Annotated in this window: 31 protein-coding genes and 1 pseudogene; 3 read left to right on the plus strand and 29 right to left on the minus strand. The window is 62.9% G+C overall.

What is annotated here, in order from left to right; genetic code table 11:
• Nucleotides 1-523: 523 nt before the first annotated feature.
• From RhoBH5_RS30385 to RhoBH5_RS30400, 4 genes are read right to left on the minus strand one after another with little or no spacing between them, the layout of a single operon-like run.
• Nucleotides 524-835, minus strand: a complete 312-nt coding sequence (locus RhoBH5_RS30385) for a hypothetical protein (protein WP_270009288.1) — start codon at nt 833-835, stop codon at nt 524-526.
• Nucleotides 832-1152, minus strand: a complete 321-nt coding sequence (locus tag RhoBH5_RS30390) for a hypothetical protein (protein WP_270009289.1) — start codon at nt 1150-1152, stop codon at nt 832-834. Before RhoBH5_RS30390 ends, RhoBH5_RS30385 begins: the two co-directional genes overlap by 4 nt.
• Nucleotides 1149-1517, minus strand: a complete 369-nt coding sequence (locus RhoBH5_RS30395; RefSeq protein WP_270009290.1) for a DUF3846 domain-containing protein — start codon at nt 1515-1517, stop codon at nt 1149-1151. The genes RhoBH5_RS30390 and RhoBH5_RS30395 overlap by 4 nt, the downstream gene beginning before the upstream one ends.
• Before the next feature lie 3 nt (nt 1518-1520).
• Complete coding sequence (locus tag RhoBH5_RS30400) at nt 1521-2231, minus strand: hypothetical protein (protein ID WP_270009291.1); 711 nt, start codon at nt 2229-2231, stop codon at nt 1521-1523.
• A gap of 306 nt (nt 2232-2537) precedes the next feature.
• Here RhoBH5_RS30400 and RhoBH5_RS30405 point away from each other — a divergent pair, with 306 nt between their 5' ends.
• Both RhoBH5_RS30405 and RhoBH5_RS30410 read left to right on the plus strand, forming a co-directional pair.
• Nucleotides 2538-3782 (plus strand): ATP-binding protein, encoded by a 1245-nt coding sequence (locus RhoBH5_RS30405; protein WP_270009292.1) that lies wholly within the window; start codon nt 2538-2540, stop codon nt 3780-3782.
• Between the two features lie 126 nt (nt 3783-3908).
• On the plus strand, nt 3909-4172 hold the full coding sequence (locus RhoBH5_RS30410; protein WP_270009293.1) for a hypothetical protein: 264 nt from the start codon (nt 3909-3911) through the stop codon (nt 4170-4172).
• 51 nt (nt 4173-4223) lie between these two features.
• On the opposite strand, the gene RhoBH5_RS30415 is transcribed toward RhoBH5_RS30410, so the two are convergent.
• The 6 genes from RhoBH5_RS30415 to RhoBH5_RS30440 form a co-directional block, all read right to left on the minus strand.
• Nucleotides 4224-4934, minus strand: a complete 711-nt coding sequence (locus tag RhoBH5_RS30415; RefSeq protein WP_270009294.1) for a hypothetical protein — start codon at nt 4932-4934, stop codon at nt 4224-4226.
• Between the two features lie 139 nt (nt 4935-5073).
• The gene (locus tag RhoBH5_RS30420) at nt 5074-5799 is read right to left on the minus strand and encodes a hypothetical protein (protein ID WP_442972491.1); all 726 of its coding nucleotides are present in this window, start codon (nt 5797-5799) and stop codon (nt 5074-5076) included.
• Between the two features lie 146 nt (nt 5800-5945).
• Entirely contained in the window at nt 5946-6410 is a 465-nt protein-coding gene (locus tag RhoBH5_RS30425; protein WP_270009295.1) for a hypothetical protein, read from the minus strand.
• A 101-nt stretch (nt 6411-6511) separates the two neighbouring features.
• The gene (locus RhoBH5_RS30430) at nt 6512-7351 is read right to left on the minus strand and encodes an RAMP superfamily CRISPR-associated protein (protein WP_270009296.1); all 840 of its coding nucleotides are present in this window, start codon (nt 7349-7351) and stop codon (nt 6512-6514) included.
• Nucleotides 7348-7794, minus strand: a complete 447-nt coding sequence (locus RhoBH5_RS30435) for a hypothetical protein (protein WP_270009297.1) — start codon at nt 7792-7794, stop codon at nt 7348-7350. Before RhoBH5_RS30435 ends, RhoBH5_RS30430 begins: the two co-directional genes overlap by 4 nt.
• 164 nt (nt 7795-7958) lie before the next feature.
• Nucleotides 7959-8612 (minus strand): hypothetical protein, encoded by a 654-nt coding sequence (locus RhoBH5_RS30440; protein ID WP_270009298.1) that lies wholly within the window; start codon nt 8610-8612, stop codon nt 7959-7961.
• A gap of 68 nt (nt 8613-8680) precedes the next feature.
• On the opposite strand from RhoBH5_RS30440, the gene RhoBH5_RS30445 reads away from it, so the two are divergent.
• Nucleotides 8681-9484, plus strand: coding sequence for a phosphoadenosine phosphosulfate reductase family protein (locus RhoBH5_RS30445; RefSeq protein WP_270009299.1), 804 nt, complete (start codon nt 8681-8683; stop codon nt 9482-9484).
• 69 nt (nt 9485-9553) lie between these two features.
• Here RhoBH5_RS30445 and RhoBH5_RS30450 read toward each other — a convergent pair whose 3' ends face one another.
• The 19 genes and pseudogenes from RhoBH5_RS30450 to RhoBH5_RS30540 all read right to left on the minus strand — a co-directional run bounded on the left by RhoBH5_RS30450 (nt 9554) and on the right by RhoBH5_RS30540 (nt 25362).
• Entirely contained in the window at nt 9554-9733 is a 180-nt protein-coding gene (locus RhoBH5_RS30450) for a hypothetical protein (protein ID WP_209907773.1), read from the minus strand.
• Nucleotides 9734-9770: 37 nt separating this feature from the next.
• Complete coding sequence (locus RhoBH5_RS30455) at nt 9771-10061, minus strand: hypothetical protein (protein ID WP_270009300.1); 291 nt, start codon at nt 10059-10061, stop codon at nt 9771-9773.
• A 79-nt stretch (nt 10062-10140) separates the two neighbouring features.
• Complete coding sequence (locus tag RhoBH5_RS30460) at nt 10141-10401, minus strand: hypothetical protein (RefSeq protein ID WP_270009301.1); 261 nt, start codon at nt 10399-10401, stop codon at nt 10141-10143.
• A 192-nt stretch (nt 10402-10593) separates the two neighbouring features.
• The gene (locus RhoBH5_RS30465; RefSeq protein ID WP_270009302.1) at nt 10594-10974 is read right to left on the minus strand and encodes a hypothetical protein; all 381 of its coding nucleotides are present in this window, start codon (nt 10972-10974) and stop codon (nt 10594-10596) included.
• A gap of 231 nt (nt 10975-11205) precedes the next feature.
• Nucleotides 11206-11727 (minus strand): transcriptional regulator, encoded by a 522-nt coding sequence (locus RhoBH5_RS30470; RefSeq protein ID WP_270009303.1) that lies wholly within the window; start codon nt 11725-11727, stop codon nt 11206-11208.
• 152 nt (nt 11728-11879) lie between these two features.
• On the minus strand, nt 11880-12122 hold the full coding sequence (locus RhoBH5_RS30475) for a hypothetical protein (RefSeq protein ID WP_270009304.1): 243 nt from the start codon (nt 12120-12122) through the stop codon (nt 11880-11882).
• A complete protein-coding gene (locus RhoBH5_RS30480; protein ID WP_270009305.1) occupies nt 12123-13004 on the minus strand; it encodes a hypothetical protein in 882 nt (293 codons plus the stop codon). It abuts the gene before it with no gap.
• Nucleotides 13005-13250: 246 nt separating this feature from the next.
• Nucleotides 13251-13751: a hypothetical protein gene (locus tag RhoBH5_RS30485; protein ID WP_270009306.1), complete on the minus strand. Its 501-nt coding sequence runs from the start codon at nt 13749-13751 to the stop codon at nt 13251-13253.
• Nucleotides 13752-14063: 312 nt separating this feature from the next.
• A complete protein-coding gene (locus tag RhoBH5_RS30490; protein ID WP_270009307.1) occupies nt 14064-15305 on the minus strand; it encodes a hypothetical protein in 1242 nt (413 codons plus the stop codon).
• Nucleotides 15306-15408: 103 nt separating this feature from the next.
• A pseudogene (locus RhoBH5_RS30495) lies at nt 15409-16956 on the minus strand (RecQ family ATP-dependent DNA helicase); the annotation flags it as partial.
• 142 nt (nt 16957-17098) lie between these two features.
• On the minus strand, nt 17099-18115 hold the full coding sequence (locus RhoBH5_RS30500) for a DUF5131 family protein (RefSeq protein WP_270009308.1): 1017 nt from the start codon (nt 18113-18115) through the stop codon (nt 17099-17101).
• Between the two features lie 313 nt (nt 18116-18428).
• Nucleotides 18429-19361 (minus strand): hypothetical protein, encoded by a 933-nt coding sequence (locus tag RhoBH5_RS30505; protein ID WP_270009309.1) that lies wholly within the window; start codon nt 19359-19361, stop codon nt 18429-18431.
• 291 nt (nt 19362-19652) lie between these two features.
• Nucleotides 19653-19775: a hypothetical protein gene (locus tag RhoBH5_RS30510; protein WP_270009310.1), complete on the minus strand. Its 123-nt coding sequence runs from the start codon at nt 19773-19775 to the stop codon at nt 19653-19655.
• 127 nt (nt 19776-19902) lie between these two features.
• Nucleotides 19903-20646: an HNH endonuclease family protein gene (locus RhoBH5_RS30515; protein ID WP_270009311.1), complete on the minus strand. Its 744-nt coding sequence runs from the start codon at nt 20644-20646 to the stop codon at nt 19903-19905.
• Complete coding sequence (locus tag RhoBH5_RS30520; RefSeq protein ID WP_270009312.1) at nt 20643-20831, minus strand: hypothetical protein; 189 nt, start codon at nt 20829-20831, stop codon at nt 20643-20645. Before RhoBH5_RS30520 ends, RhoBH5_RS30515 begins: the two co-directional genes overlap by 4 nt.
• Before the next feature lie 86 nt (nt 20832-20917).
• Nucleotides 20918-21271: a hypothetical protein gene (locus RhoBH5_RS30525; RefSeq protein ID WP_270009313.1), complete on the minus strand. Its 354-nt coding sequence runs from the start codon at nt 21269-21271 to the stop codon at nt 20918-20920.
• Nucleotides 21272-21301: 30 nt separating this feature from the next.
• Nucleotides 21302-21685 (minus strand): hypothetical protein, encoded by a 384-nt coding sequence (locus tag RhoBH5_RS30530; protein WP_270009314.1) that lies wholly within the window; start codon nt 21683-21685, stop codon nt 21302-21304.
• Nucleotides 21686-21968: 283 nt separating this feature from the next.
• Nucleotides 21969-23921: a cutinase family protein gene (locus RhoBH5_RS30535; protein WP_270009315.1), complete on the minus strand. Its 1953-nt coding sequence runs from the start codon at nt 23919-23921 to the stop codon at nt 21969-21971.
• Nucleotides 23922-24150: 229 nt separating this feature from the next.
• Nucleotides 24151-25362, minus strand: coding sequence for a hypothetical protein (locus tag RhoBH5_RS30540; protein ID WP_270009316.1), 1212 nt, complete (start codon nt 25360-25362; stop codon nt 24151-24153).
• Between the last annotated feature and the right edge of the window lie 10 nt (nt 25363-25372).

Below are 25372 nucleotides of genomic sequence, written 5' to 3' on the forward strand. Positions count from 1 at the left end.
CGCGGCGCTCCTCCCGACGCTTCGCGTCGGGAGACGGAGCGAGTCGCTTCGCTCCCCGCCAGGGAGCCGCTGCGCGGCTCGCAGTGGGTCGAGTGCCGTTGCCGTCGATCGAGTCGCTTCGCTTCTCTGAGTTCCGAATTATCGTTCTCGCCAACGAAATTCATCGCAACGTCTGAATCGGTACCCGACACCCGAACGAGGCTGGGGAGGAGGGGAAGGGTCGCGACAAACGCCCCGCCTCGCGTCCACTGCCTCGCCAACATCATGCCCTAATCATACACCCCCACCCACCAAACAGCAAAACAACCTGAAAATTCAAAACACCGAAATACTCACTGCTGCAATCACATTCGGCGTTGCTGAAAACAGCACCGTGCACAACCAACGAAAGCCACTCCACACCAGACGAATACCGAAACATGCTGACACACAACAACATTCAAAAACAGTGACTTTCGGGCACAAAACAGCCCCCACCCGCCAGCACACGCCAGCAGATGAGGGCCGTTGCACGGTCCAGGGGCTACACCCCGCACCGTTCCTCACGGTGATAATCCTCGGCACGGTCGAGCACGCTGGACCACATCACGCCCAACGCGTCCGCCAAATGATGCAGGTCACCGACCAGATCAGCGATCTGTACTTCGAACTCGTCGGTAGCGGTGCCGCACCGCGCCACGTAGGGCACCAGTCCCGCGCCCGCTAATAACCCCCGTAGCGCGTTCGATTCCACAGGTTCGGCAACCGAGTCCGCAGACGGCGCGGTGACGCTGCACAGCGCCGCCAGCTCTCCGATAGTGGCGATCTCGCTCAACGCCACCGCCGTCACCGTCACGACTGCTCCACTTTCGCCACCGAGTAACCGAGACCGTCGGCAAGCATCCGCATCAGTTCCTCACCGCCGGGTAATCCGATACCGGACATCACTTTCACGACGCCTGCGCACTCGTCGGGGCGCTCACACTGGCATTCTTCGGTGACAGGACCGTCGTCGTAGTCCGAGTACAGCGGTTCCCCGAACGTCGTCGGGTCGATCACCCACGTATTCGACCCGTCCAGATCACGCATCAGGTACACCCGCACCGCCTCCTCGACGTAATGCGTGCCGTTGAGGGCCGCGCGGTCCGACGCGCTCAGGTACGGGGCGCTCATGCGGACGCACCAGCGGCGTGCAGGGCGCTCAGTTCGCGCGCCGCATCCATCAACGCGGACCGATCGGCGTCAGGCAGGCTCACCGTCTCCCCCTCTGCATCGGAGGAGGCGAACACCGCCACCCCGACGTACTTCTGCCACACGAACCCGTAGGCCCATGCAATCGCCGTCGCTACCGTGTTCACCACCGGATCAGCGGTAAACAGTCCCTCGTCGTCGATCCACATGTCCAGTCCGGGGGCCAGGCGCACCACATCGAACCCACGGCACTCGATTGCCGCCCGCAGACCCGCGCCCGTGTCCTGCCCCAAATCGATTTCCGAGACAGTTCCGTCGATTCCCACCCGCACAGCTACAACACTCATCGCTTACGCCTCTTCCGTGTTCTCGACGGTCCAGTCATCAACATCGACATCGACGTAGCCCGCGATTCCGTACTTGTCGCGCAGCGCGGATTCCACCTCGCTCGTGTCCACCGAATCGGCAGCATTGTCGCCGCTGGACGCCGACACCGAAACATTCACCGTCGTACGGATATTGACCTCTACCTCCACGTCGTACATGCGCAAGCGGCCCGGAAGATCATGCTCGATCATGAAGTTGTCGAACTGCGAGCACAGACTGTTGTCATCGGCCCACTCGTGCGCCGATTCCACCAACGCGTCAATCCATCTCGTGTGTTTCGCCGCCAACTCCGACGTACCGTCCTCGGCGGTGCGCTGCGCCGCCCGCGCCGCCCCCGCTTCGCGGCGTGCGGTCATCGTCTCCACGATCAGCGGGGCAACCCGCGACCACCACACCGGCTGAACGCCGGGAGCTTCGAGGGAAACCTGGTCAGGGGTCACACGTCCTTCCCACACCGCCGCGTCAGCGGATACCGGCATCACAGCCACAGCCACAGCCGCCCAATTCTCCGGCGGTACCGGCTTCTGCGACGGATCGACGACAACCCACCCGCGCAACCATTCGGTGCCGGTATCGACTCTCACGAACTCACCGTCAGCAGGCGGGAACACCACACCGTCAATCGCGCTTTCCACGCGATCAGCGACAACAACATCAACAGCGTCGATAGACATCAGAAAAAACTCCGAACCCCCGAAACCAACGCTTCGGGAAAGGGTCGCGGGCCAGGGTGGTCAACCCCTGCCCCGCATCAACTGGGAACGCCAAAAACATAACCCACCCCACCGACAGACGCAACACACGAAAACGCCTGTGTCGCAGACAAATAGACGCGAATCCGACCCACAAACATCACCCGAAAGCAAGCATTCAAGGCCCCGAAAAACCACCGGCCCATCCGGTGGCGGGGCACCGGATGGGCGGCTTCACCGCAAGAAGAAACCGCCCTCGAAATCGGGTGCCGTGGTACACCTCCGGGCATGAACTTCACCGCACTGCACCGGCTCCTCGGACTCGCGCCCGGCCCGATCACCGACGAGATGATCGACGATGCCGTTGCCGCCGGAGTCAGCGAAGCCGCGGATCTCGACTGGAAGTCCGAGATGCCCCCGATCAAGGCACTGCCGCAATCGGATTTCCCGAAGGACATCGCCGCGATGGCCAACTCCGGCGGCGGCGTCATCGTCTACGGGATCACCGAAACCCAGAAAGCGGCCACCGGCCGGCGCGACGTCGGGGAGCTGACCGAACAACTCGAACGTGCCCTACGCAGCGCGGCCGTCACCGCGATCTCCCCGCCCGTCTTCGGACTCGACATCCACCAGATCGGAACCAGCGGCAACCAGGTCGTGGCGATCGTCGTCGACGCCAGCGTCGACGGACCCCACCTGATCTACAGGGGCGAGTACTTCGGTGCACCGATCCGCAACGACGCCGACACCGTGTGGATGAGAGAACGCCAGATCGAACTCATGTACCGCGCCCGCTTCGACGAACGCCGCAACAGTGCCGAAGCCCTCGACGCCCTCTACGCCGAACAAGCTGCCGGCAAGGAAACCGACAAACGTGCCTGGCTCGTCGCCGTCGCCCATCCCCGACTTGCCACACCGCTCGGCACGCGGCCCACGAAAGACGATGCGATCTCGATGTTTCGTGAAGCTCGCGGCTTCGCGTACGGATACGCGTCCGGCGCTGGCGATCATCTGCTCGAGGCAACGGAATTGTTCGAGCCCCGCCCCGGGCTCCGCCGTTGGATTGTCCGCAGCGCGGTTCACGGCGGCTCCATCAAGTGGCCAGGAACAAGGGCGAGCATTCATCACAACGGCGCAGTCACGCTCACCTCAGCAATCGGAGGACACAAAATCGCGAAAGAAACGCTTGGCCCCGATCACATAGATTCCGCGGACCTCGAGAGCGCCGTCGCCAACTTCATGGCCTTGATCCGCGCTGCCAATCTCGGGCTCGGCACGAACGAATACGACGTGCAGGTCGGCATCGAGTGGAGCGGCAGCACTCCGCTTGTCGTTCAAACCGTCGATTCGACGAGCAAGTCGATCCCTAACGCGTTGTCGCTGCCGCAGTACACCCCCGTCACCGCAACGATCCGAGCCGGTGCTGACAACGCTGACTACCACCAGCAGGTACGCACTCTCGCCGAAGACTGCATCAACCAAGGCGGAATCACCGAATTGCGCCTCATCTACGATGCAAAACCTGGCGACTAGAAACCATCCGAAACTTCGACATCAATGCTGGTCCAGGAGCTGACGGACTGATGATCCGTTCGAGTGGAGAACCCTTCAACCAGGATGCGTGGGCCTCCACTCGGAGGCCCAACGAGAGGGCCCACCATGCTGAACACATCAACACTGCTCGCCCCGATCGTGGCGGGGATTGTCGCCAACGGATTCAATGCCTTGCGGTACCGCAAGGTCTTGCGGCGATACCGCGCGGATATAGCCGCCAAACTGCCCTCCGCCTACACGAGCGAATACGACGTCGAAAGTACGTTCTTCCATCGGGGCGAACAGCAAGCGCGCACCGCCCTCCTCTGCGCTGCTGCAGTCGCAATCGCGCCAGGTGTCGAATGGGTACTGCACCCGCTTCTGCGGTAATACCCGCGCGGGCAGCGGCGGACATGTTTCCGTCGCTGCCCGGTCGCGGCCTCACGGAAAGATCAACGGGTCCTTCTGGGGTTTGAGGGCGTATCGCACGCATTCCTGTGCGGTGGCCGGCCTCATGCCTTCGCGAATGTAGATGGCCCGCAGGCTCGGTATTGCCGAGTCCGTGGTCAGCACTGTTCCGGTCGCTACAGCATTCGACCGCAGATCGTGGCGGAGGCGAGCTGCGACCTTCGTTGTAGACCCCGCGACGGGCCATTTAGCGTGACCGTGGATTTCACGGCGCCCGGACTTCTCGGCTTTGATTTGAAGAGCGCCGAACTCGCTGCCCTCGCGTCGCCACATCACGCGATGCCCGAATAGTCCGACACACACCATCACGCCCCGGACCACCAGAACAAACAGCGCAATGCTCACGACGGCTGCCCCAACGGCGACTGCAATACGCGCGGCTACCGACAACGTCGGAACCGATCTCACTGCATACACCACCACCAAAGCGATCCACGCCGCGAACAGGCCCACAGCCAGCGTCGAGTCCGCAGCCGCCCTGTACCGCTGCGCGCGCTTCGCCGAGCCCTTCTCGACCCACACCGCGCCATACTGCGCCGGCAGCATCCGCACCGACCAATAGAGTTGGAGAGCCGACCACCGCATCATCAGCCATTCCCTCGACCCGTCAGCTGAATGCGGCTTCGTCAGGTACTCGGTGATCGCATCGTCGAACGAGCCTGTCTGTGTGGTTTGGTCAGTCATCGTCTTCTCCTTCGTTCGAAATGCAGGCACTCTGCCTGCGCGGAGAACGTAGCGGCCGACCTGGACAACTCAGGACGAGCGAGGATCCCGTCGGGCGAAATCCCTGCATACAGGCTTGCACGTTGGCTACCGGGCGCCCTCAGGTGGCGGGCAGGAACACTTCTGCAGCTCGGGCCCGGTGCATGTACGGCGGGCGCACACCCATCACCGCAGCTCCTCCGGTGGCCACCTCGGGACGGTGTTCGAGGCATGCTGCGGGAGCGGTGCGGCCGAGCCGCCCGTCCGGGTGCAGATGCGAATACTCCCAGGCGTCACCATCAGGGTCTGCGGTGACGGACCAGTCGAGGATCATGCCGTTGCCGGCGGCGCGTTTCTTCCCGATCGTGGTGATGCCAGCGAGCAATGCAGCGACCTCGTCGGGGTCGCCGACGGCGCGCCAGGTCAAGGCGCGAGCGATGGTCAGCGGTAGCGGCATGACCGCGGCACGGTATCGGCCCTGGCGCGGGGAGAGGTGCGCAGGAAGGGTGTCAGAGATCTGTGCGAGGGCGTGCTGGTCGGGGCGGGCGCTCCAGTACTGGACGTGCGGGCCGGGAATTTCGCCTTCGGGCCACGCGAAGGTCGCTGCCCAATGCCAATCGTGATGCCCGCCGCGTGTGCATCGGGCAAGGGGGAGGTCGAGATCTCGCGGCGACGCCTCGGAATCGTAGGGGATGTAGTCGGTTCCGGATTCTCGTGCGTCGGCTTTCTCGTTCTCGCGGATCTGTGAGGCGAGCAATCCGTCGAGGCTGATCCCCCACGGTGGTGCATGGCCGACTCCGGCACCGAGTCGAGCGCGTACCAGCAATGGCACCATGAGCGTTGGCACAACCGAAACTCCCTGTATGACATATCAATAACCGACTAGCCGTAGCCGGACGAACGCCGTCGACACAACCCACCGTAGGCGCCGGCCGCCGGCGACGGATCATGCGTACTCGGCCGATCCCCACACATATCGCGTGTTGCCGTCTTTCAGGACTTCAGTTTGGGGACATCCGGAATCGCGAGATCATTGCGCACAATTTTGAGGTAATTCTCCTCCAAGCTCGCTCGCTGCCCCTTGTGATTCTCCGGCTGAGGCCCGAAGACGTCGGCGAACAGCCAATCGACTAACTGATCGGCCGCGGCGGTGGCGGCGGTGGTGCCGTAGATGCGGATCAGCGTGAGGGGCTCGAGGATGCTCTCCAGTGCGTCCTCGGATGGCTCTCCCTGTTCATCCTCATTCCATTCTCGCGCCGCACGTTCGAGCTGGTAGAAGAGTGAGAGGAAGGCGCCGTACGCATCTCTACGATTCTCGTGGGACTTGGCGATGTCCTCGCGCACCTCTCGTCGACGCTCCAGATTGTCAGCACGCCTTTCAGCTCTGTACTGCGTGAATAGCACTCCTGCCAAGGCCAGGAGAGCTGTCAGCAATGGACTCCACACTTCGGACGTCATATCTGACATCGTCCGCGTCAAATTTGGGTTGCACAAGAACCAATGCTGGCGGCAAAGCCGCTGTCCAATGGGCGGTTAACCGCAGGGATTCGTGGTCGGACTCATGCCGGCAGCGAGATCAACGCGTCGAGCGCTTCTTGGCGGCGGGCGGCGACGATGGCGCGCCAGTCGAGGTCGATGCCGTCAGCGGGGTCGGGGGTGATGGCGGCGCCGACTTGGCCGTGGCCGATGGCCGACCTGCCGCCGAGCCATCCTCGCCGGGTGAATTCGGTGAGGACGTCCGCGGTGAATGCTTCGTCGAGTGCGCTGCCCCGGTCGAGTTGGACCCAGGATTCGAACCTGGTTCCCGGGGAGAGGGTTTCGATGTCGTAGCGCATCAACGGCGACGTGACGTTTCCTGTCGACGGTGTGGGGTTGTCGCGGGCGGTGCTCACGTCGTCGAGGTGGCTGTAGCTTTCGCGGGCTTCGACGTCGAAGCTGCTCGGCAGCGGGCCTTCGTAGTCGAAGCGCAGCACCGGTGAGGCTTCGGTGACGATCGGCACCACATGCCCCACGCGTAGGCAGCCGCTGATCAGGGCGGCTCCGACCGCGCCGCCGAAGACACTGAGCAGGGGAACCAGCTCACGTAGCTCGTTGAGTCGTCGTCCGGTGACGGGTTCGGCTTTGGTCTTCACGATCGAGCCTCCGTTGCGCAGGGTGTGTGCGACGGGCAGCGGAAGTTGGTTGTCGTAGCCGAGGACATCGCGCAGCATTTCTTCCCCGATGCGGCGCAGCACCCCGCGGAACGAGTTCCCGGACACGACCGGTACCAGTTCGATCGATCCGTCGGGCTGGATGATCTTCGTGCGCCGAAACAGTGCTGTGCCGCCGATGGTTTCGCCCTGGTGAGAGATCGGTGATCGGGCAACCATCTCGATTTCCCAGACGCGGCTGATGCTCATCGATCGACCTCGTCGGCGGGTGTGCGGTCGGCGCGGACAGCGTCGGTGATGATCTTCGTGCGCAAGGTCAGGGCGGCGGTTTGATCGCGCATCGCCTGCAGGACACGTTTGGGATGTTCGGTGGCGAGCAGGACGGCCAATTCGATTTCCTGTGCCCGAGTTCTGGGTGTGGATCCCAGGTGCCCGGATACTTTCGTCCACCACCGGTTCAGGTTGCCTCCGCTGGTGTAGGCGGCGTCTTGGATCCGTTCGGGTAGATACTGATTCCAGTAGTAGTCGCCGCTTCGCGTGGAGAGCCAGTTGTGCTCTGAGCGGTCGACGCCGTAGTGCAGCAACAGGATCAGACGATCGGCGATCGCGGCATCGGGGTCGAGGGGTCTGGGTAGGAATGGCGCGGCGGCCAGCCACCGCTCCGTCGCTGCCGTCGGCGCTGTGGTGGTCATCGAGTTGTCTCCGCTTCGGTACCGCTGTGTTTGGTTCTCGCACCTGTGTTTCGGCCGTTCACTGAGCGGTGCCCCTCCCCCTGTTTCGCCCGGATCGTTCTCGACCGGGCCATCCCATTCTCGACCGGGCCATCCCATTCTCGACCGGGCCATCCCATTGTCGTTCATGTCCGCCTGTGGTCGGGTTCGCTGGCTCGGGCCGCGGTGATCCACCACGACGGGGCGCTGCGCCACGGGTCCAATGTCTGCCAATCCTCGAGGATCTGAGCCCACAGCCGGTGTTCGAGGGTGCGGAGCACTCGGTGCGGCGGTGCCGGCGTCCGGAGATCCCGTTCGGTGAATCCGACCTTTCGGAGTGCGGACATCACTTCCAGTCGTTGTGCGTCGTCGGTGCGCCAGGTGATGTTGCTGCCGTCGACGTTGATCTGCCCCCAGCGGGCATCCGGGAGCAGGTGTTTGCGCCAGAGCGGCGCGGGGACGGTGACCGCGGTCCCGGCCGGTAGCGGCTGCGCCAGGGCCTGCTGCAGCTGTGCCGGGGTTGCTTCGAGCATGGTGGGCGGGTCTGCGGTGATGATGTGCGCGCAGCTGCGCAGTGGCAGGTGCCGGTATGCCCACACGCAGACTTCGCACAGGACCCGGCTGGAGAGGTTCGTCCAGGTTTCGTAGCCGGTGAACCTGCGTGAGACCACCTGTCCGGTCGGGGTCATTGTCTCGGTGGTGCCGGCGCAGCGCGCACACCCGCCTGCGGACCGGTGCGGCGAGTACGGGCGCCCGACCGCGCCCGTGTACGCGGCAGCGGCGACGTCGAGAGGGATCATGGATATCCGATGCGGGAATAGCCGGCTGTGGGCCGGATGGGTAGGGCGGGCGGTTCTATTGTGGTCCGGTGACCTTTCGCGGCGACGATCCCGGCCTCGACCTGGCAGCGTTGCAGACACTGCGGCCTCCCACCAGTCGCACCGACGCCGTCGCACTGACCGCGATCGGTGATCGGATCTCCGAGCACCTGCACCGCCACGACGGGTACCTCGCGTTTTCCGGCGGCAAGGATTCTCTCGTCGTCCTCGACTTGGTCCGCCGGGTAGAACCCGATGTGCCGGTGGTGTTCTTCGACAGCGGTCTCGAATATCCCGAAACCTACGACTACATCGGCGATCTCGCGCGGGAGTGGTCGCTGGATCTGCACCGGATCCCGGCCGATCCGCCGCTCCTCGATGTTCTCGCTGCCTCCGGTCTGTGGGACCACGGCGCCAGCAGTCGCGCCGGTGTGTTGCCGGATCTGCACGAGGTGTTGATCAGTGGACCGTCGAGGCGAGCGCACGAACTGCTCGGTCCCGGTGAGCTGTGGGGTGTGCGGGCGGACGAATCCGCCGGCAGACGCGCAATGTACACACGCGGGGGCCGGCGTGACGGGATCGTCGAACGCGTCGACGGAACCGTCGCGTGCGGGCCGATCTGGAATTGGAGCACCGCAGAGGTCTGGTCCTACATCCGGCGACATGATCTTCCCGTCAATCCCGTCTACGCCAAGCTCGTGGCCTTGGGGGTTCCCGAACGGCACCAACGGATCTCGCATGTCATCGACGGCAATCACCTCGAACGAGGGCGTCTGACCTGGTTGCGGCGCGGCTGGCCAGCCCTGTTCGAACAGCTCGCCCACACACTGCCCCGCATCAGGCAGATGACCTGATCCCTGTCGAACCTCTGCAAGCTCACCTCGCCTTTGGCGGTTTGTCAGCTCAGTCGTCGACGGCGTGTGTCACCGAGCATTGCCTCGGTCTTCCGGTGCGCCGTGCGGGTCTGTGTCCGCGGCCAGGGGCGGTAGTTCGGGCCATCTGTCGGGAACTGGTGGCCGGTGATTTTTGTAGGAGCCTTTGCGGATGAGGTACACGAGGAAGTAGCCCCCGAGCAGTAGTCCTCCGAGCGTGGGGACAATCATTGCGTTCCTCTCTTCGCGTGTTCGTTCTGCGGTTTTGTCACAACATGATCCATGCGAACGCGGAGAACGCGAACAATGCACCGCTCACGAATGCGAAGGCAAAGTATCGAAGGGCAGGAATCAAGGCCCCTACCGCCGCCGCGAGGGCGGTGAACAGCAGTATCGGCACCAGAAAGAGTTGAGGAAACCAGTGCCAGGACGACGGGGCTATTCGGCCGCTGAAATTCCAGGCGATTGCCCCCAGCACGACGCCGATCACTATCTGCGCGAGCGCAAAAGCAGCGTGCGCGAACCTACGCACGACTGCGTTGTCGGTCGGTGATGTCATCAGAACTCCCCACGTGTCGGGACAACAGCGTGAGAGTTTCCAACAGAGGGTCCATCGCCGTTCTTCCGCTTCATTGCCACTAGAGAGGTGATTCAGTTCGGCCCTGATCCTCTTGGCCTCGGACTCTGAATTGTGGCTTGTTCGTGCGGATCTCGTTGATCAGGTAGTCGACGCTCTTGTCGATGAATTCTTGCGGAACTCCAGCTGAGGGGAAGGGGAGTCGTTTCTCCGCCTGAAACTTGCGGAGCTTTGACACGGTCCGCTCGATATCTTCTGGTGTGACATCGTCGATCGCCCGTTGAAGTAGTTCGGCGGTCTCGGGTTCTATGTCTTCGCTCACCGGGTCACCGTGCCTTCTCCATTGGGGTTTTGGTTCTAGCCACTCGAGCACTTTCGATCGCAGTTGCCGGCGGCCGAACATCTGAGTGCGGCAATCTTCTGTGCGCGTCAACTGTCCTGGCCTGCCTGCGGAGACGCCTTCGACACCAGAGCATGGGGCTCCGGTGCCGAAGATCAGTCAGCGTTAGGTGACTCACCACTCCTGGTAGAGGGTGATGAACCGCTGCTCCCCGGGATTGGGTACCGACAACTCGAAAGCGACATACCCGCCCTGAGCGACAGTTTCGTCGATCAACTCGTCGACGGTGGCGTAGATGTCTCCGCCGTCGTTGCCGTGAACACTGCCGTCGCCGAGCTCGACGTACCAGTACTGCGAAGGGATCGATTCGAGAGCGTTTCCGATATTCCACTGACCAGCGAAAGCGGTCTCACCGTTATCGAGGACGATACCGGCGTAGTCACTTCCGGAGTACGGAATCGCGGCAGAAGCGGCACCTGCTCCGGAGAGTGTGGCGGCGGCGATTCCTGCGGGAATGATCGCCGCTGCTGCAATAGCTTTGAACGTGCGAGACATAACTGGCGCCCTTCGTTGGTGCGTCGAGCCGGACACGATTCGCGAACGCAATGTACGCGTTATGTCCGGTTTCAGGTAAGGACAGTAAACGGCACATCGCTAACTTTCAGCAACCAGACCAATCGGTTCGAGATTAAGCTCACACCGAATTGTGAGCATCGTTGAACGCTCAACAAAACCGCTCGACAGCGATGGCTACCTCAACGCGCGAACAAACGAATTCCTCGGCGACTATGAAGCGTTACTGCCCCGGCGCAAGGCTGCCTCGACAAGGCGGACATAGGAGGGTGAATCCGCAGGAACCACTGGACGACGGTCGGAGATGCGAAGTTTGGTGGCCAGATCCGCCAGTAGTTCCAGCGATGGCGCGGAGAGTCCGTTTGCCGCAAGCAGTAGGGCTTTGTGTGCCAGGTCGTCGAGTCGCTCGGCAATATCGGCGTCCTCGACGTGAAGGTCACTGCTGACTGCGGCGGGCACCGGGACGGTGAAGAAGTAGCCGCGAGAGACACCGAAGAATGCCGCGAGGGCGTCGACGACCTCGTCGGAGGGGCTTGAGCGGTGGCCGCAGCGCAGTTGGGAGAGGTACGGCTTGGAGATCCGGCAACCATGTTCGAGAAGGCCGCGCACGACTGCGGCGTTGGTGAGGTTCGGGTCCGCGGCGGCGAACAGTTCGTTCAGGCGAGTGCGGAAAACGTTTCCGCTCGCCGTGTGCCCCGCGGTCACCGAGACTGTGTCTTCGTTGACGGGCGTCATGTCCGCACCTTATTGGAGAAAGACTCGAAAACTCGGAGGCCGATGTACGTGGCGGCGGCGAACGCAGGCTCCTGGCACCCGCCCTGGCTGCGTTCCGCGTCTTTCGCTTATAGGATCGTGGCACTGCGGATCCACAGGATGAGCCGGAGGTTTCACCCCGTTTTCTCGGGGGTGCCTCCGGTTTTCTGCTGTTCGGACGTAGTTCCCGCTCTCCGTTTGCGTTCTACAGCTGCCTTTTTCGCCGCTTGCCGCGCCGCGATCCTCTTCTGATCCTTCTCGGTCAGTTGAACGGGCTGATCTTCCGGCTCGTCGACCGGTCGGTAGTTCGCCAGACCGAGCTTGATGTCCGGGTGCACCAACAGTTCTGGTCGGCCTTTTCCGTCGATGAACGGCATTTAGTTCTCCTCGGTGATGTCTCGTAGTTGGATGATGTTCCGCCGGCCGAATGATCCGTCGGGGCGCTGGTAGCGGCCTTCGTGCGAGCTGACGACCTGCCAGCGCATCCCTCGCGGCAGCAGATGGGAAGTGTCGTCGACCGAGTCGGAACCGCCGAGGTACATCCCGCGTGCAGTTTCCATTTCGAAGATCACTTCCCGATCACCCACGACCGGGTCGAGTTCGTGGATGGTGTGGGTGGACATGGTGAAGCGGTCGAACTCGATGCGCGAACCGGGCTGCAGTGCCCTCGGAAGATTGGCCGGCTGTTCGGGCAGCGAATGCGGCACCGAGACCGCGCAGTACACGACATGCCCGCGGTCGTTGCCTCGTTCGGCGGTCTGGATGGCGCGGTCGATGCGCTGAACCTGCGATCGGGTGTGCTCGTCTAGCCCTTGAGCATCGCCGCGCGCAGCGGTGAGGGCTGCACCGGTCGTCTTCCATGTTGCGGGTTCGGAAATCAGGGACTCCACTGCTTTGTATCCGATTCTGGGCAGCGCTGTCTGGGTTGCGTTTTTGGCGACCGATCGGGCTTTGCGTTGACGGGAGGAGGGCGACAGGCGGATCGCGTCCGGAATCGGCAAGGTGCGGCGTTTGCGTTCATTCACCTGCGTGACCACGGGACGGGGGAAGGCGCGTTCGAGGTCCTTGCGGGCGCGGGTGAATTCTCCTGCTTCGACCATCCGATCGAGATCGCGAGCGGAGCTGCGGTCGAGAGCACGGTCGTCGAACTCGTCGACGGGGCGGTAGCCGCTCCGTTTGGATACAGGGCTGTTGTCTCCGCCGGCTTCCGGGTCGAGGTGCGAGGGGCGTTCGGTGTCGGGGCTGATCGAATACGCCACCCGGTCCCCCTTCGCTGTCGGTCGCCCCTACGCATCGCCTGGGGGTTATGTACGCGTGCGGCGTGGCAGGCTTCAACATCCCAGTTGGTGCCTGCCACGCCGTTGCCCGCCTCTGGACGGGTGCGCTGAGGATGTGAGTCGTCCGGCGACCAAACCGTCGTCACACTCAGCGGGCCGATGCATTGCACCGGACGGGGTTCAGCATATCTGTTGCCGCCGACAAGGGCACTGCTCGACGCGAACCTCTCACTCCTCGGTAGCTGCAGCGACCAGTATCGCGCCGCATACCTCGTTGTAGCGGCGGAGCAGTTCGGTCATTTCTTCGTCTGGGTGCGCCAGTTCGGGGAGATGGCTGCCTTCGCGGATCGTGTCGTTGGTGAATCCGATCTGTTGGGCGCATTCCCGCAGTGTCTTTGCGGTCATGGGTTTTTCGTCGAGTTTGCGGGCGAGGTAGTCGGTGAATCCGCCGATGCTGTGTCGCAGGTTCTGAATTCCGCTGCCGCCGCGGCGTGTTGAGGTCGTTTCGATCCACTCGGCAAGCTCTGCCAATGCGTCGTCGTTCTGCACTGCTGCGCGTAGGGATGCGTCGAGGACTTCCGGGTCGGCCATGTCGGCGCAGGGATGGCCGTGGCGAGCGAAGATGTCGGCGAGTTCAAGGTTGGCGAGGTCGTCGTGGCGACTCCACCACCATGATGCGCGTAGGTGGACAGAGCCCCGCGATGGTGGCGTGGAAGCGGTGTCGGTCATGTGCTCGTGAACCTTTCGAGGCCGGGGTGTTTGTAGTAGGCGGTGCTCGGCTGCCGGACAGGACAATGTGCGGCTGAGCCTAGCGCCGCACCCCCCCGGTGTGTCCCGCCGAACCGCGCGACCCTTGCTTATACAAAAAGCAGGTCGCCGCACCGGCCGACCGGATGAGTGAACATCGGGCCGGGACCGCGGGTGGTGAATGCGGTCAGGAGTCAGGTGTGGCGACCTGCTTTCTCGTCGCACACTGAGGTTAGATCACACCCCCGACAGGTTAATGCCCTTCCGGCAGGCGGGATCTTCTATCGCGCGTGTTCACGCATATTGCATGGACGGGCGCCACGTGATTCCCCCATTGAGCGGAATTTCGGGAGGGCGATTCCGGCGTCTGCTGATGAGTTGACGTAATGCGGACGCTTCGTCGCGTTCGACGATGTCGCCAGGGAAAAGTCCGGCGAGCTTGAGAATGCCATGAAATTCTTTTGGCACCCACTGAGTTTGGTCGTCCGGAATGTAGTCGGATTTCCAAATTTGGATAGGGCCTTGCTCGATGACGAGCTGGTAGACCGTGCGAGATCCGAACCCGCGCACCACTTTCAGTTGCTCTGGTGTACCTCGCCGCTGCGGTATGTAGTCATCTGCGAATCCGGATTCGCGGGCTGCTCCTGGTGTGGTGAAGAGGGTGGCTTTGCGCGGACCCTTCAGCCAGGGTGGCGGGTTGTCGAGATATCGGATCAGCCGTTCGGCGGTGGTGAATCCGTCGACGGGGTATGCTGGGAAAACTCCGCCGCATGTGGGGTCGTCGAGTTCGTCGATCGATCCGGACCGGGGTCCGTTGACCGGCACTGAGCCCTTGATCGATCGACCGAAGCGGAAGCAAAAACGCCCGTTGTCGATCGCTTTGGGCAGGGGAAGATGAACTGCCGGCCACACTCGCCCGTCGATCTTCCATTTGGCGGCTTTTCCCGCAGCGTCGAGTACGACATGGGAGACGCGATTGTCGTATGCGATCGTTTCGGCGATGTCGTCCGGCACCCCAACCCCTTTGAGTGCTCCCGAAGTGTTGGTAGGGCCGGTCCCTTCGTAGCCGACGGAGCAGTTGTCGAGCGCGACCCAGTCTCCGAGTCCTGCGCAGCGAACAAGGACGTTCGGAGCGCGTAGGTGTCCGTCGACGACGAACCGCGCGAAAGGCTCTTGGGAGAGGTACACGACGTCGGACGCTTCGAAACCGGCGATGATTTCGGTTATCGGCCCGTGGATTCGAACATGGTTGATGAACGGTCCACCGGTGAGCCGTCGGATCTCGTAGTCCGTGTTCGACACTACGATTCCTGCATTTTGGGCGTCTTTGACGAGCGCATTCAGAGTTGCCCGGGGTATGTCCAGGTGGCGGCTGACTTCCGAGATGGTGATGCCGTACTCGTCGCGGGCGCGGTCGATGAGCGCCCCGACCTGCAATCCGTGATGGCGAGCCTGTGCAGCGCCGGCTTCTCGGAGCGACGAACTGAGCTCGATTTGGCGAAGCATTCGCTCACGTGCATCTTCCGGATCATTCATATCGATACCGTACACGATTGAAGACAGACTTTTGACCTTCTATGCAAGAAACATGACACAAATCTGTCACTGTTGCGGTTTTGGCACGTCAGGCGACCGGGTCGACGGAAGCGCGGTGCGAGTTACGCAGTTTCGAATTCGTCTGACGCCCGGTGCAGGTATCGCATCGTCCGCAAGCGCTGCCGTCGAGTTCGGGATCGTCGAGCTGGCGGCGAAGGAAGTCCATGCGGCATCCCTCGGTGTTCTGGTAGTCGATCATCGCTTGCTGCTCGGCGCTTCTGGCGTCCTCGAGTCCTTCGAATCGGTGGGTGTCGTATGTCCACGGTGTTCGTGTGCGGGTCCAGCCTCGGGAGTTTCGCGCGACGACGCCGTCGACTTCGAGTACGCGAAGGACCATGTCGACGCGGTTCCTGTGGAGCTCGATTTCCTCGGCGACAGCTTTGATCCTTCGAGGGCTGTTTTCGTCGAGGGCGTCGAGGATCTGTGCGACGACGTGTTCTCGGGGGAAGGCGAGGGAGCCGAAGTAGTCCCAGATCGTGCGGTCCTCGGCGCCGGGGATCAGAATCACGTCGGCTCGCTCGGTGGCGCGGCCGGCGCGGCCGATCTGTTGGTAGTAGGAGATCGGGGAAGCTGGGGCACCGACATGGATGACGAATCCGAGGTCGGGTTTGTCGAAGCCCATTCCGAGGGCCGATGTCGCAACGAGCGCTTTGACGTTGTTGGCGAGAAGATCCGCTTCCATAGTTATGCGTTCGGTGGGGTCTGTTTGGCCGGTGTAGGCACTGGCTTTGTGTCCCTGCGCGGTGAGGGCTTCGGCGAGGTCTTGTGCCCCACGGACGGTGAGGGAGTAGATGATTCCCGATCCGGGCAGTGTGTGGAGCCGGTCTGCGATGTAGGTTGCCCGGTCGATGTCCTCGTCGAGGTGTACCACCGACAGGTGCAGGGACGGGCGGTCCAGTCCTCCGCGGAGGACGAGAGCGGTGTCGTCTCCGCCGCTTGTTCCCACCCCGAGCTGAGCAGCTACGTCGGCAATGACTCGATCGTTCGCGGTGGCGGTGGTTGCGAGAACCGGGATGCCGCCGGGGAGTTGGGTCAGGAGTGCGCCGATAGCGCGGAAGGATGGCCGGAAGTCGTGACCCCAGTCTGAGATGCAGTGCGCCTCGTCGACGACGACGAGCCCGGCGTGTGCGGCGAGGAGTGGAAGTATGTGTTCACGAAAATGCGGATTGATCAGTCGTTCTGGGCTTATCAGGAGTACGTCCAGGGTGCCGGTGGTGAGGGCGGCGTGGATGTTGTCCCACTCGTCGAAGTTGTCGGAGTTGATCGTCGCTGCGCGCACTCCCCCTCGTGTGGCTGCGGCAACTTGATTGCGCATCAGCGCGAGCAGCGGGGAGACGATGATGGTGGGTCCCATGCCGCGTGAGCGGAGCAGTTGAGCGGCCACGAAGTAGACGGCGGATTTTCCCCACCCGGTTTTCTGCACGACCAGGGCGCGTCGACGATGTATGACGAGCGCTTCGATCGCGGTCCATTGGTCCTCGCGCAGAACGGCGTTCGGGCCTGCAAGGGCTCGCAGTTTCGTTTCGGCGAGTGTGCGTAGGTCCGAAGTCTGATCGTCGGGCGAGGCTGTGGGCGCCGGGGTTGTGCACAGTGGGCAGTGGTCCTCGTTGCGGTGGTGTATCCATCCCGGTTCGATGCTGGCCGCGATGTCGGCGCACGTCGATGCGTAGGTGGCCGAGATTTCACGGCCGGTGCCGCAGCTGTCGCAGGTCAGTGTGATCGACATCGACATTTCAGGGAAGCTCTCGGTTGGGGGATTCGTCCCAGATTCGGTCGTCGAGTTCGCGGCCGGCGCTCTTTTTGCCGACTTTGCGGACGCAGTCTGCAGGTTCGAGGCTGAATTCGTGGAAGTCGGAGTATCGAACTCCGGTGAGCGGTGCCCATTCGCCCCATTGCTTGAACAGGAACGCGACACCGGTGTTGGCGGCCTGGTCGCGTAGTGAACGCACCCACGCCGGGTTCATGGGTCTGGCGTGGGGTCCGGATTCCCCTCCGACGATGATCCAATCGAGAAAGGCGCGGGAGTCGTCGAGGTGCTCGTGGACTGCGCCCCGCAGGATGCCTGCGACCTCGGCGTTTTCTGCCACCGAGGTTGCCCCGTGGGGTCGGCAGAGGTTCGCGTTGGGTACGAGGAACGGCCACAGTTCGATCGGACCGAGAAGTGGTTCGGCGGAGATGAATCGGACTGCAGCGGGGGTTGCGAGTAGTTCAGGGATACGGATGTCGGCCCATTTTTGGTCCTCGGTCGAGACGCCTAGCCACACATTTTCCAGAGGCCACCGGTCTTGAACGGCGACGTCGACGATGCTCACAAGATCGTTCGTCAGATCCAGAGCGCGGGCGGCGTCGCCGACCTGTCGACGAAATCTGATGGACCGCAGCAGTGAACGCATCCGGGCGGGCCTTTTGGTCAGTATCTGGAAGGTATGCCGCAGCGTGGCGGCCATCACCGCCCACACCTTGGCGATGTATTCGTCGGGGATGTCCTTGTGGAACAAGTCGGAGGTGCTGTTGACGAAGATCTTTCGGGGCCGGGTCCAGCGGATGGGCTGGTCCAGGCACGCGGGCCACAGGGTGACGTCGAAACCGTTCGGGTACGCCTTGGTTCCGGAGAATCGATGTGCGATGTTTTCGGCGAGGCAGTGGTCGCAGCCGGGTGAGAGCTTCGTGCATCCGCTCACCGGGTTCCAGGTGGAGCCGGCGGTACCGTCCTCGCTGCGAGTCCACTCGATGGCTGTGGTGTTTCCCATGGTCAGCTCTTTCCCCCAGTTTCAAGCTCACGTGCCTTTCCTGAGACTGGGTCGCAGGTGGTTGCATCTCCGGCCGGAGGGCAACTGCTCGCACTTTCTCGCCGGGACGGGGACTTCAACACTTTCACCGTCCAGACCAGAACCAACACGATGGGCACCCCGAAAGCGCAAATGAACCCAAACGGCACCGGCAGATACTGCGGCACTTCGACACTCAGCCGCTTAGATATCCACACGGCCACAACAAAGACAAGAACAAAGAGGACGTCGAACCATCTGATCGCCCGGACAGTGTTTCTGATCGTGGCGGTCATCAGTTGTCTGTGCGCTGGTTCTGTTCGAGTCCAGCGAGGAACGCATCAGCGCGTTGTCCGTTGCTCAGTGCCAGACCTGTCGCCATCGCGGTGACCGGCGACTTCCCCGCGCACGACCGAAGCGCTGCGTACAGCACCGCTGCCGCCAGAGCGGCTGCCACGAGGGCGGAAACCAGGGATTCATCTGTGGTCACGATCTGAAGCGTGTGGAGGGCGGCAACGAGAAGGGCGAAGGTCGCGAGGATCAGAAGGCGCAGACGAGGGACGTCGGTCAGGGCGAGGTTTCGTTTGACGGCACGCAGTTCCCGCTTATGGGTGGCGGCGTCGGCGCGGGACCGCTGATCGAGGTAGCGGTCGTAGAGGGCGGCCGTGGTGATGGTCCCGGCGCGGACGGCCTCACCGAACAGCAGCGACGCCAGGAGGCGGTTCTTTTCCGCGTTCGCGCGAGACGACGTCACGGGAATTCGGCTCGACCATTCGATCGCGTTGTCTGTGCTCTCGTCGGAGTCGACAGATGTCGCTTCGAAGCCGACGAGGATCCGGTCGGCCTTGTGTGCGTGTTCCATCGCAAGGCCCCGCGGATAGTCTCGCCACACCACGTATGCGAAGCCAGCCGCGACTATGAACATCAGGTAAAACTCTGGCATCGATTCCTCCGCCGCCACTTTGACGATGGTCAAACCGAAAAAAGCGAAGAACGGCGCCATGATGGCCGCGACGCGATACTGCTGGTACCTGATCGAGGATTTGGTGATGCGGCGTCGCAACTTCTTCAGCTCGGCACTGTCACGATCGAAACCTTCTGCCGTAAGCAGTCTTTGATACCGCTGCTGCAGGGTGTCGTGGCCAACTTCCCCGTTGTGGAAGCGGACGCCGAATCGGGCGTAGTCGATGCTGTGGTCGAGGATCTGCGCTGTTGCGGAGCTGTGCATAGTTTTCTCCTACCTGGATGGGGTGTGTGCACGGGGGCGGCGATGGGGAGGCCATACGAATCCGGCACGTTTGAGGTGCGCGAGGCTGTTTCGGCGGGATCTGTAGTCACTGGCGGTTCCGGGGAAGGTGGTGATCAGGTGCCCGGCTTTGTAGATACGGGGGTGTCCAGAGCGGCTGTAGCGGATGAGGAATCCGGCGTGTTCGAGAGCGCGCAGAATGGCGCGTGTGTCTTTGTCCCCGCCTCGGTTCTTCCTCGTTGACGCCATCGTGGCTCACCGGATAGGTGATGCTCAGTCCCCGTACGGCAGCGTCGTGACTATCGGGATATCTCCGGAGACCATTCCGATAAACCACCACGCCATGAGCGCAGAGAACGCAAGCACGATCAGCGTCGATACAGGTCTCTCCCGCACCGTGTCCGCTATTTCATTGATTTTGGTACCGCTTCGTTCCGACATTGATTTCGGTGAATTTTGTTGAATCTGAGTCTCTTTCATTTCCGGCACTTTCCTTATCGAGGTCATCGGCGCGTCTCGTTCGCTAGTTCCCCGCGCAGACCGTGCGGGCGGCAGCGACATCCTCGGCGGTGACGGCGAGCTGGTACGTGGCGGCAACGGTCAAATATTTTTCGGCGTACTCGCAGTGGAACGCCGTATTAGACGGGAGCCAGGTGTCGAGACCTTGATCCGATTTCGACTGGTTCGCTTTGCCCTGTGAGGCAAGGAGGTTGAGGTCGGTGTCGTTGGCGAAGTTGATTCGCTTCTGCGGTGTCCACGCCGATGCTCCGGCGTCCCAGGCGCGGGAGAGTGCGAAGACATGGTCGATTTGAATGGCGGAGGGGTTCGATGGGGTGAACGCGATCTCGGTGCCGGTGTACGGGTCGTGGAGTGTGCCGGCGACGACTTTGCAGTCGCGGGTTCCTGGCTTGAATGCGACGTCGACGAGTTGGCGCCCTAATACGTCATTGCGTGTGTCGCAACCATTTCGGGCTAGGGGGCCTTCGTATTTGTCGGTCCATGCTGTCCCGAAAGCGCAGCTTTCACCTTTGCCGCACCCACGTTCGTAGCCGGGCGTGTTCGGGAGGGTGTCGACTATGGTCAGGGTCCCGATCAGTTGGTCGAGGCCCGGGTTCGTCGCCTCTGCCTGAACCGCTACTGCCGGTGCCGGTGCCGGTGCGGCTGCGGGGGTCCACGGTCCGCCCGAAGCGACCCCTGCGCATCCGGACACGGCGGCGAGTACGAACCCCGCCACAGCGAAGGACGTGGCTGTCTTTTGCCTCCTCACAGCACGTATCCGGGGTGACCGGAGTACGTGTATTCGTCGAGGAACAGCACTCTCGTCGGGGCCGGGAGTGTGGTGTGCGGCGGGGATGATTCCCACGTTCCGGGTGTGGGCATGAACACCTTCTCACCGCCGTGTGCCGTGTTCATGCCACCTACGGAGAAGTCCTCCACGCTTTGCTTTTTCACTCTCCTCCTGGTTGCGGAGTCGATAGTGGATGTCGACCGCCAGCGGCGCGGGTCAGGTTGATTGTCAGGCGCTTGGTGCATGTTCATCATCGGCTCCGCGTCTCGTTCGAACCGGCAGGATCGGTGGCCGGGGGGTTCCACATCAACTCCGCTGCAGAGGAGACTCCGGCCAACGAGAGTCGGACCGTGAAGTTGTCCCTGAACGACGGCGACATCGCTGCGCTCATGCGGTATGCCTGATCGGCGCAAGCATTTTCGGGTGTCCGTAGGAAGGATTTTCCAAATCCAGGCGGACCGATGATCGGCGAGTCCTCTGGTATCGGGGCGCAGTCAGGATGAGTCCCTGAGTTGAGGTTGAAGCGGAATGCACGGGCTTCTCGCGCGATGCGTTCGTACTGCGTCAGAAAGTCGTTGGGTGAAGGTGTAGCCGAGTCGGTCATGGTGCCCCCTTGGGTCGTGGTGGTGCCGGGTCAGCGGAGGGTGGATGCTGCGACGGTCATCCACAGGTCGGTGAGGGTGGAGGTTGTTGTGGCTCCGTCGTACTGGACCGAGTGAAGGACTTCGCGGAGGTCACCGTCTCGGCCGGTGACGGGCAGCGGCGGCGATGACAGGACGATCCCGGTTCGTCCAACGAGTGCCGGATCGACAGCGCGGCCGTCGATGTCGGATGCGCTGATTTTGAAGCGGGAACCTGCGGGTAGGCAACGCAGTTCGTATTCCTCGAATGCTGCGCTGGCGCGGTCGGCCATCATTTTTTCGATCTCGGCCTGCACCCGCTCGGCGTATCCCTGTGTGTCGTGTTTGGCGTTGGCGGCGGAATCGCTGAAGAGTGCGACGACGTTCGAATTGCTCATCTGCGGGCTCCTTGACTGTGCTGTGCGAGTGCCGCGCAGCGGTTCTTCCGGGTCGTCACAGCTCGGGGGCCTCGTCTGAGGTGGTAGCCACCTTCGGTGCGAGGGCAGGGGTACTCGTTCAGTCCGTTGCGTTTAAGTTCAGGTGTTCGTGCGGCTTTGGCGTCTTTGCGGCTGAAGTACAGGCGGGTGTTGCAGTGGGTGCAGGTGCGCCAGCGGGCGGCGGGGTTGTGGGATTTCCTGGCCACGGTGGTGACTCCTGTCCGGGTTGACGATCGTTGGATGGTTATGCGGCGCGGGTGATCTGAAGGTTGAGCCAATCCGATATCCAGGTGATGGCATTGCGGCCTGCGTTGTCGACGACGAGCGTTCCGTAGCTTTGATGCGCGCCGGAGGTGAAGAACTGGGCGACGTCGAATCCTTCGCCGACCAGCTTGGCGAGATCATCGGCGCCGGGTGAGGTGGCCATGGCGGTCAGCGAGTTCGTCAGGCCTGGGAGGTCGAGGGTCTGTGCCTGGCTGGTGATGCTGGTTGCTGCGGTGGTTGATTGCTTGCCGAGCAGCGAGGGATCGGTTTTGGTGACCTTCCCTGAAAGCATGTTCGTGGCCACCGACGCGAGGTCGAGGCCGATGGGGAGCAGTCCTGCTGCGGCGGCGAGGTTCCCTTCGAGGATGCTCCAGCCGATTTCCTGGATCTGACCGACGAGGTTGGCGAGGCGGATGACGTCGACGTTGGCGAGGATCGAGGTCACCATGGCGGCGATCTGGGCGTATCCGGAGGGGTCCGGGATGATCGAGAGCACCTGCGACACCCATCGGAGGTCCACCGATGCGGCCATTTTCACCAGCGGGTTGAACTGGTTGTTCAGATCTCCGGCGATTTTGTGGGCGCCTTGGACGTCGAGGGCTGCGATTTTCTGGGGCAACAGGTTCAGGTTGTTCAGGATCGCGGGGAAGTCGAGCGCGGTCACTCCGGTGGCGACGTTCAACACCTGATTGACCACGACCGACGGCTTCAGGACCGACAGGATGCTGCTGGCGCCCGCGAGGACGTCGCTGGGAGTCGATGCCAGGGGTGCGATCTGTCCGGTCAGCGAATCGGCAGCGAGAGCGAGCGAGGCGACATCCGAGGACGTGCTCGGCGTCGGCGCAGTCCCCCGGTTGGACAACTTTGTGGCGGTGTCGGCGATGGTGTTCACGGTCTGCAAGGCCCCGGAAAGGTCGGACTGCCCGGCCTTGGCGAGGACCTCGCTGGCTGCATTCTTCGGCGAGCCTGCGGGCTGGGCCGCGAGCTGACTGGTCGCGGCAGGGTTCGCGGCGCCGGAGGCCAGGAGATCAGCCATCGGGCTGATGGTTTTGCTCAGTTTCGTTGCCGTATCCGCGACCTTGGTCAGATCAACGTTCCCGTTCGAGAGCTGGCCGGTCAGGTTCAAGACCTCGGCGCCCAGGGCAGGAAGATCTGCGGCCGAGAAATCCGATGTCAGGGCAGTCGCGACGCGGGAATTGCCCCCGACACCGGTCGTGTCCGCACCGCCGGCACTAGGGGATTTGCTCAGGATCGATCCGAGAGCACCGAAAAGGGTGTTGTCACCCTTATTGATCGAGCAGTACATGTCTTTGGGATCGCAGATCGAGGCCACTCGGCCGGAAAGCTTCCCCATCCCCTGGGGTCGCGGGTCGGCGATACCGTTGCCGGCGGTGCGGGGTCCGACGACCGCTTCGCCCTTCGTCCCTGATCCGGGGTCGGCGAGCAATGCGACACCGAGTACTCGTTCGGGGGCGACGGGTCCGGATCCGTTGCCGATCGCGGATGCGAGATCACCTGCGACATCAGCGCCTTGGGAGTAGCCGGTGATGGTGAATTTCGTGTTCGAGCATGTGGCGGCGATCTCTGACAGCACTGCCGTGGCTTTTGTGAGGCCGTCAGATTTACTGTCCGCGTAGGTTTTTCCGTTGTCGAAAGCACGTGCCATGTACGGCAGCGTGTATGTCTGCACGTTGGAACCGTTTTGCTTCTCGACGGCCTCGGCGATGGGGGCGAGCATGCCGGTCGGCTGGTTGGGATCAGCGTTTTCGTCGATCTCCCAGGTTCCGGGAACGAACAGACTGAATGTCGAGGGGCAGTTGGCGGGGTCTGCATGCGCGATGGCGGGGGCTACTGCGAATGCAGTGCCGCTCAGCATGGCTGCGGCCACAGCCGCCGCGAATGCCCGACCTGTTATCGACCGTTTCGTTGTCATCGAACCTCTCACACTGCTTCAACCAGGACTTTTGGTTGTCAGTCTCGAGGAACATCCGTTTTTCGACAAGGACGTTTCGCACGCGCTCGGGCGTGTCGCTGGCCAGCTGTCGCAGCGATCGATGAGCGGATGTGCGGGATGCGAATGTGACCGGTTGTGCACGGCCGGTGGCGGTTTCGGTCGGGCACCGCGTCTGGGTTGGTGCGCTGCGTAGTGCGTGGTGCATGTTTCAGTGACCGCCCGTCCCGAGGTTGTCGATCGAGGTTTGTGTTGCGGTGGTGGGGACCGGGGCGAGTCGGGCGGTGCGGGCGGTTGCTTTGGTGGCTGCGATTGCGGCCACGCTCACGGTGTGTTGGGTGGTTTCGATGGCGGTAGCGAGTTCCGGTTCCGGGGCTGCGGCCAGCATGTCGGCATCTGCGTTGACCCGTGCGGCGTGGGTGGCGAGGACGTGTGCGAGGTCGCCGCGGGCGTCAGAGTAGGTGGCGGTTGCGGCGATGTCGCCGGCACCGGAGGTAGGGGGTGTCCAGGCGGAGATCTGTTCGGCGGCGACGGTCATGGTGTCCGCGTAGGTGCGGTACGCGGTGACGAGTTCGGCGCGGATCTGCTCGGCGGTTTTGTCGCGGGCCCATTCCCTGGTGAATTCGCTGAGCCGGTGTCCTGACTCGGCCAGTGACGATCGGATCTCGCGCAGTGTGGTGTGAAATGCGGCGGCGGAGTCGATCACGACATCGGGTGCGGGCATGTCGGGGTCACCGAACACTCGCGTGCACGTGGGGATGGCCCGGACAGCGGTAGCGGTGGCTTCGGTGGTGATCTTGGCGCGTTCCATCGTGGTGCGAAGTCCGGCCGTCACCTTGTCGAGGTCGCTGCGGACCGCTGCGGTGCCGTCGTTGGCGGCAGCGTCCATGTCCGCGTCGGATTCGGTGGGACGCAGACGGTCAGCGGAGTGTTTCAGTGTCGGCATCAGTGCACCGACGGCGTCAGTGAGATCGACAGTCGCGCCTACGTAGCTGATCGGATGCCGGTCGGTCAGTGACGGAATCGCGGTGGGCTCGATGAGTTCGGACAACTGCGTCACAGCACCGGCGATGGTCGAGCGTTGCTCGTCGAGGGTCCGGACGAGCTCATCGCGGCGCTCAGGACCGGTGCGTCCGATCGCGTCTTCCTGCGCGCGGGCGAGCGCGTCCGGGATGTCGAGTACGGGGGCGAGGGCTGTACAGACGGATCGGTAGTAGGTCACGGTGTCGTCGATGGTGCGGGCGTTGAACGTTTCGGCGGTCTCGGCGTCGACGGCGCCCGCTCCGAAGCCCGCACTGCCGATGACCAGCACGGCCGCGGCGGTGGCAGCAGCGCTGAAGGTCACCGCGGCGGCTTTTCCGCGGTGCGCGGCGATGTACATGCGTGGGGTGCGGCGTTGAGGTGTACCCGGCTCGGGGTTCATGTGCGTGTTC

The organism is Rhodococcus sp. BH5, from assembly GCF_027583855.1.
GTDB classification, from domain to species: Bacteria; Actinomycetota; Actinomycetes; order Mycobacteriales; family Mycobacteriaceae; genus Rhodococcus_F; species Rhodococcus_F qingshengii.

Bases quoted from the DNA above. Each gene is read 5' to 3' on its own strand.
- RhoBH5_RS30390 (WP_270009289.1), bottom strand. From the start codon at position 1,152: ATGAGCGCCCCGTACCTGAGCGCGTCGGACCGCGCGGCCCTCAACGGC.
- RhoBH5_RS30395 (WP_270009290.1), bottom strand. From the start codon at position 1,517: ATGAGTGTTGTAGCTGTGCGGGTGGGAATCGACGGAACTGTCTCGGAA.
- RhoBH5_RS30400 (WP_270009291.1), bottom strand. From the start codon at position 2,231: ATGTCTATCGACGCTGTTGATGTTGTTGTCGCTGATCGCGTGGAAAGC.
- RhoBH5_RS30405 (WP_270009292.1), top strand. From the start codon at position 2,538: ATGAACTTCACCGCACTGCACCGGCTCCTCGGACTCGCGCCCGGCCCG.
- RhoBH5_RS30410 (WP_270009293.1), top strand. From the start codon at position 3,909: ATGCTGAACACATCAACACTGCTCGCCCCGATCGTGGCGGGGATTGTC.
- RhoBH5_RS30415 (WP_270009294.1), bottom strand. From the start codon at position 4,934: ATGACTGACCAAACCACACAGACAGGCTCGTTCGACGATGCGATCACC.
- RhoBH5_RS30425 (WP_270009295.1), bottom strand. From the start codon at position 6,410: ATGACGTCCGAAGTGTGGAGTCCATTGCTGACAGCTCTCCTGGCCTTG.
- RhoBH5_RS30430 (WP_270009296.1), bottom strand. From the start codon at position 7,351: ATGAGCATCAGCCGCGTCTGGGAAATCGAGATGGTTGCCCGATCACCG.
- RhoBH5_RS30435 (WP_270009297.1), bottom strand. From the start codon at position 7,794: ATGACCACCACAGCGCCGACGGCAGCGACGGAGCGGTGGCTGGCCGCC.
- RhoBH5_RS30440 (WP_270009298.1), bottom strand. From the start codon at position 8,612: ATGATCCCTCTCGACGTCGCCGCTGCCGCGTACACGGGCGCGGTCGGG.
- RhoBH5_RS30450 (WP_209907773.1), bottom strand. From the start codon at position 9,733: ATGATTGTCCCCACGCTCGGAGGACTACTGCTCGGGGGCTACTTCCTC.
- RhoBH5_RS30455 (WP_270009300.1), bottom strand. From the start codon at position 10,061: ATGACATCACCGACCGACAACGCAGTCGTGCGTAGGTTCGCGCACGCT.
- RhoBH5_RS30465 (WP_270009302.1), bottom strand. From the start codon at position 10,974: ATGTCTCGCACGTTCAAAGCTATTGCAGCAGCGGCGATCATTCCCGCA.
- RhoBH5_RS30470 (WP_270009303.1), bottom strand. From the start codon at position 11,727: ATGACGCCCGTCAACGAAGACACAGTCTCGGTGACCGCGGGGCACACG.
- RhoBH5_RS30475 (WP_270009304.1), bottom strand. From the start codon at position 12,122: ATGCCGTTCATCGACGGAAAAGGCCGACCAGAACTGTTGGTGCACCCG.
- RhoBH5_RS30485 (WP_270009306.1), bottom strand. From the start codon at position 13,751: ATGACCGACACCGCTTCCACGCCACCATCGCGGGGCTCTGTCCACCTA.
- RhoBH5_RS30490 (WP_270009307.1), bottom strand. From the start codon at position 15,305: ATGAATGATCCGGAAGATGCACGTGAGCGAATGCTTCGCCAAATCGAG.
- RhoBH5_RS30500 (WP_270009308.1), bottom strand. From the start codon at position 18,115: ATGGGAAACACCACAGCCATCGAGTGGACTCGCAGCGAGGACGGTACC.
- RhoBH5_RS30505 (WP_270009309.1), bottom strand. From the start codon at position 19,361: ATGCACAGCTCCGCAACAGCGCAGATCCTCGACCACAGCATCGACTAC.
- RhoBH5_RS30525 (WP_270009313.1), bottom strand. From the start codon at position 21,271: ATGACCGACTCGGCTACACCTTCACCCAACGACTTTCTGACGCAGTAC.
- RhoBH5_RS30530 (WP_270009314.1), bottom strand. From the start codon at position 21,685: ATGAGCAATTCGAACGTCGTCGCACTCTTCAGCGATTCCGCCGCCAAC.
- RhoBH5_RS30535 (WP_270009315.1), bottom strand. From the start codon at position 23,921: ATGACAACGAAACGGTCGATAACAGGTCGGGCATTCGCGGCGGCTGTG.
- RhoBH5_RS30540 (WP_270009316.1), bottom strand. From the start codon at position 25,362: ATGAACCCCGAGCCGGGTACACCTCAACGCCGCACCCCACGCATGTAC.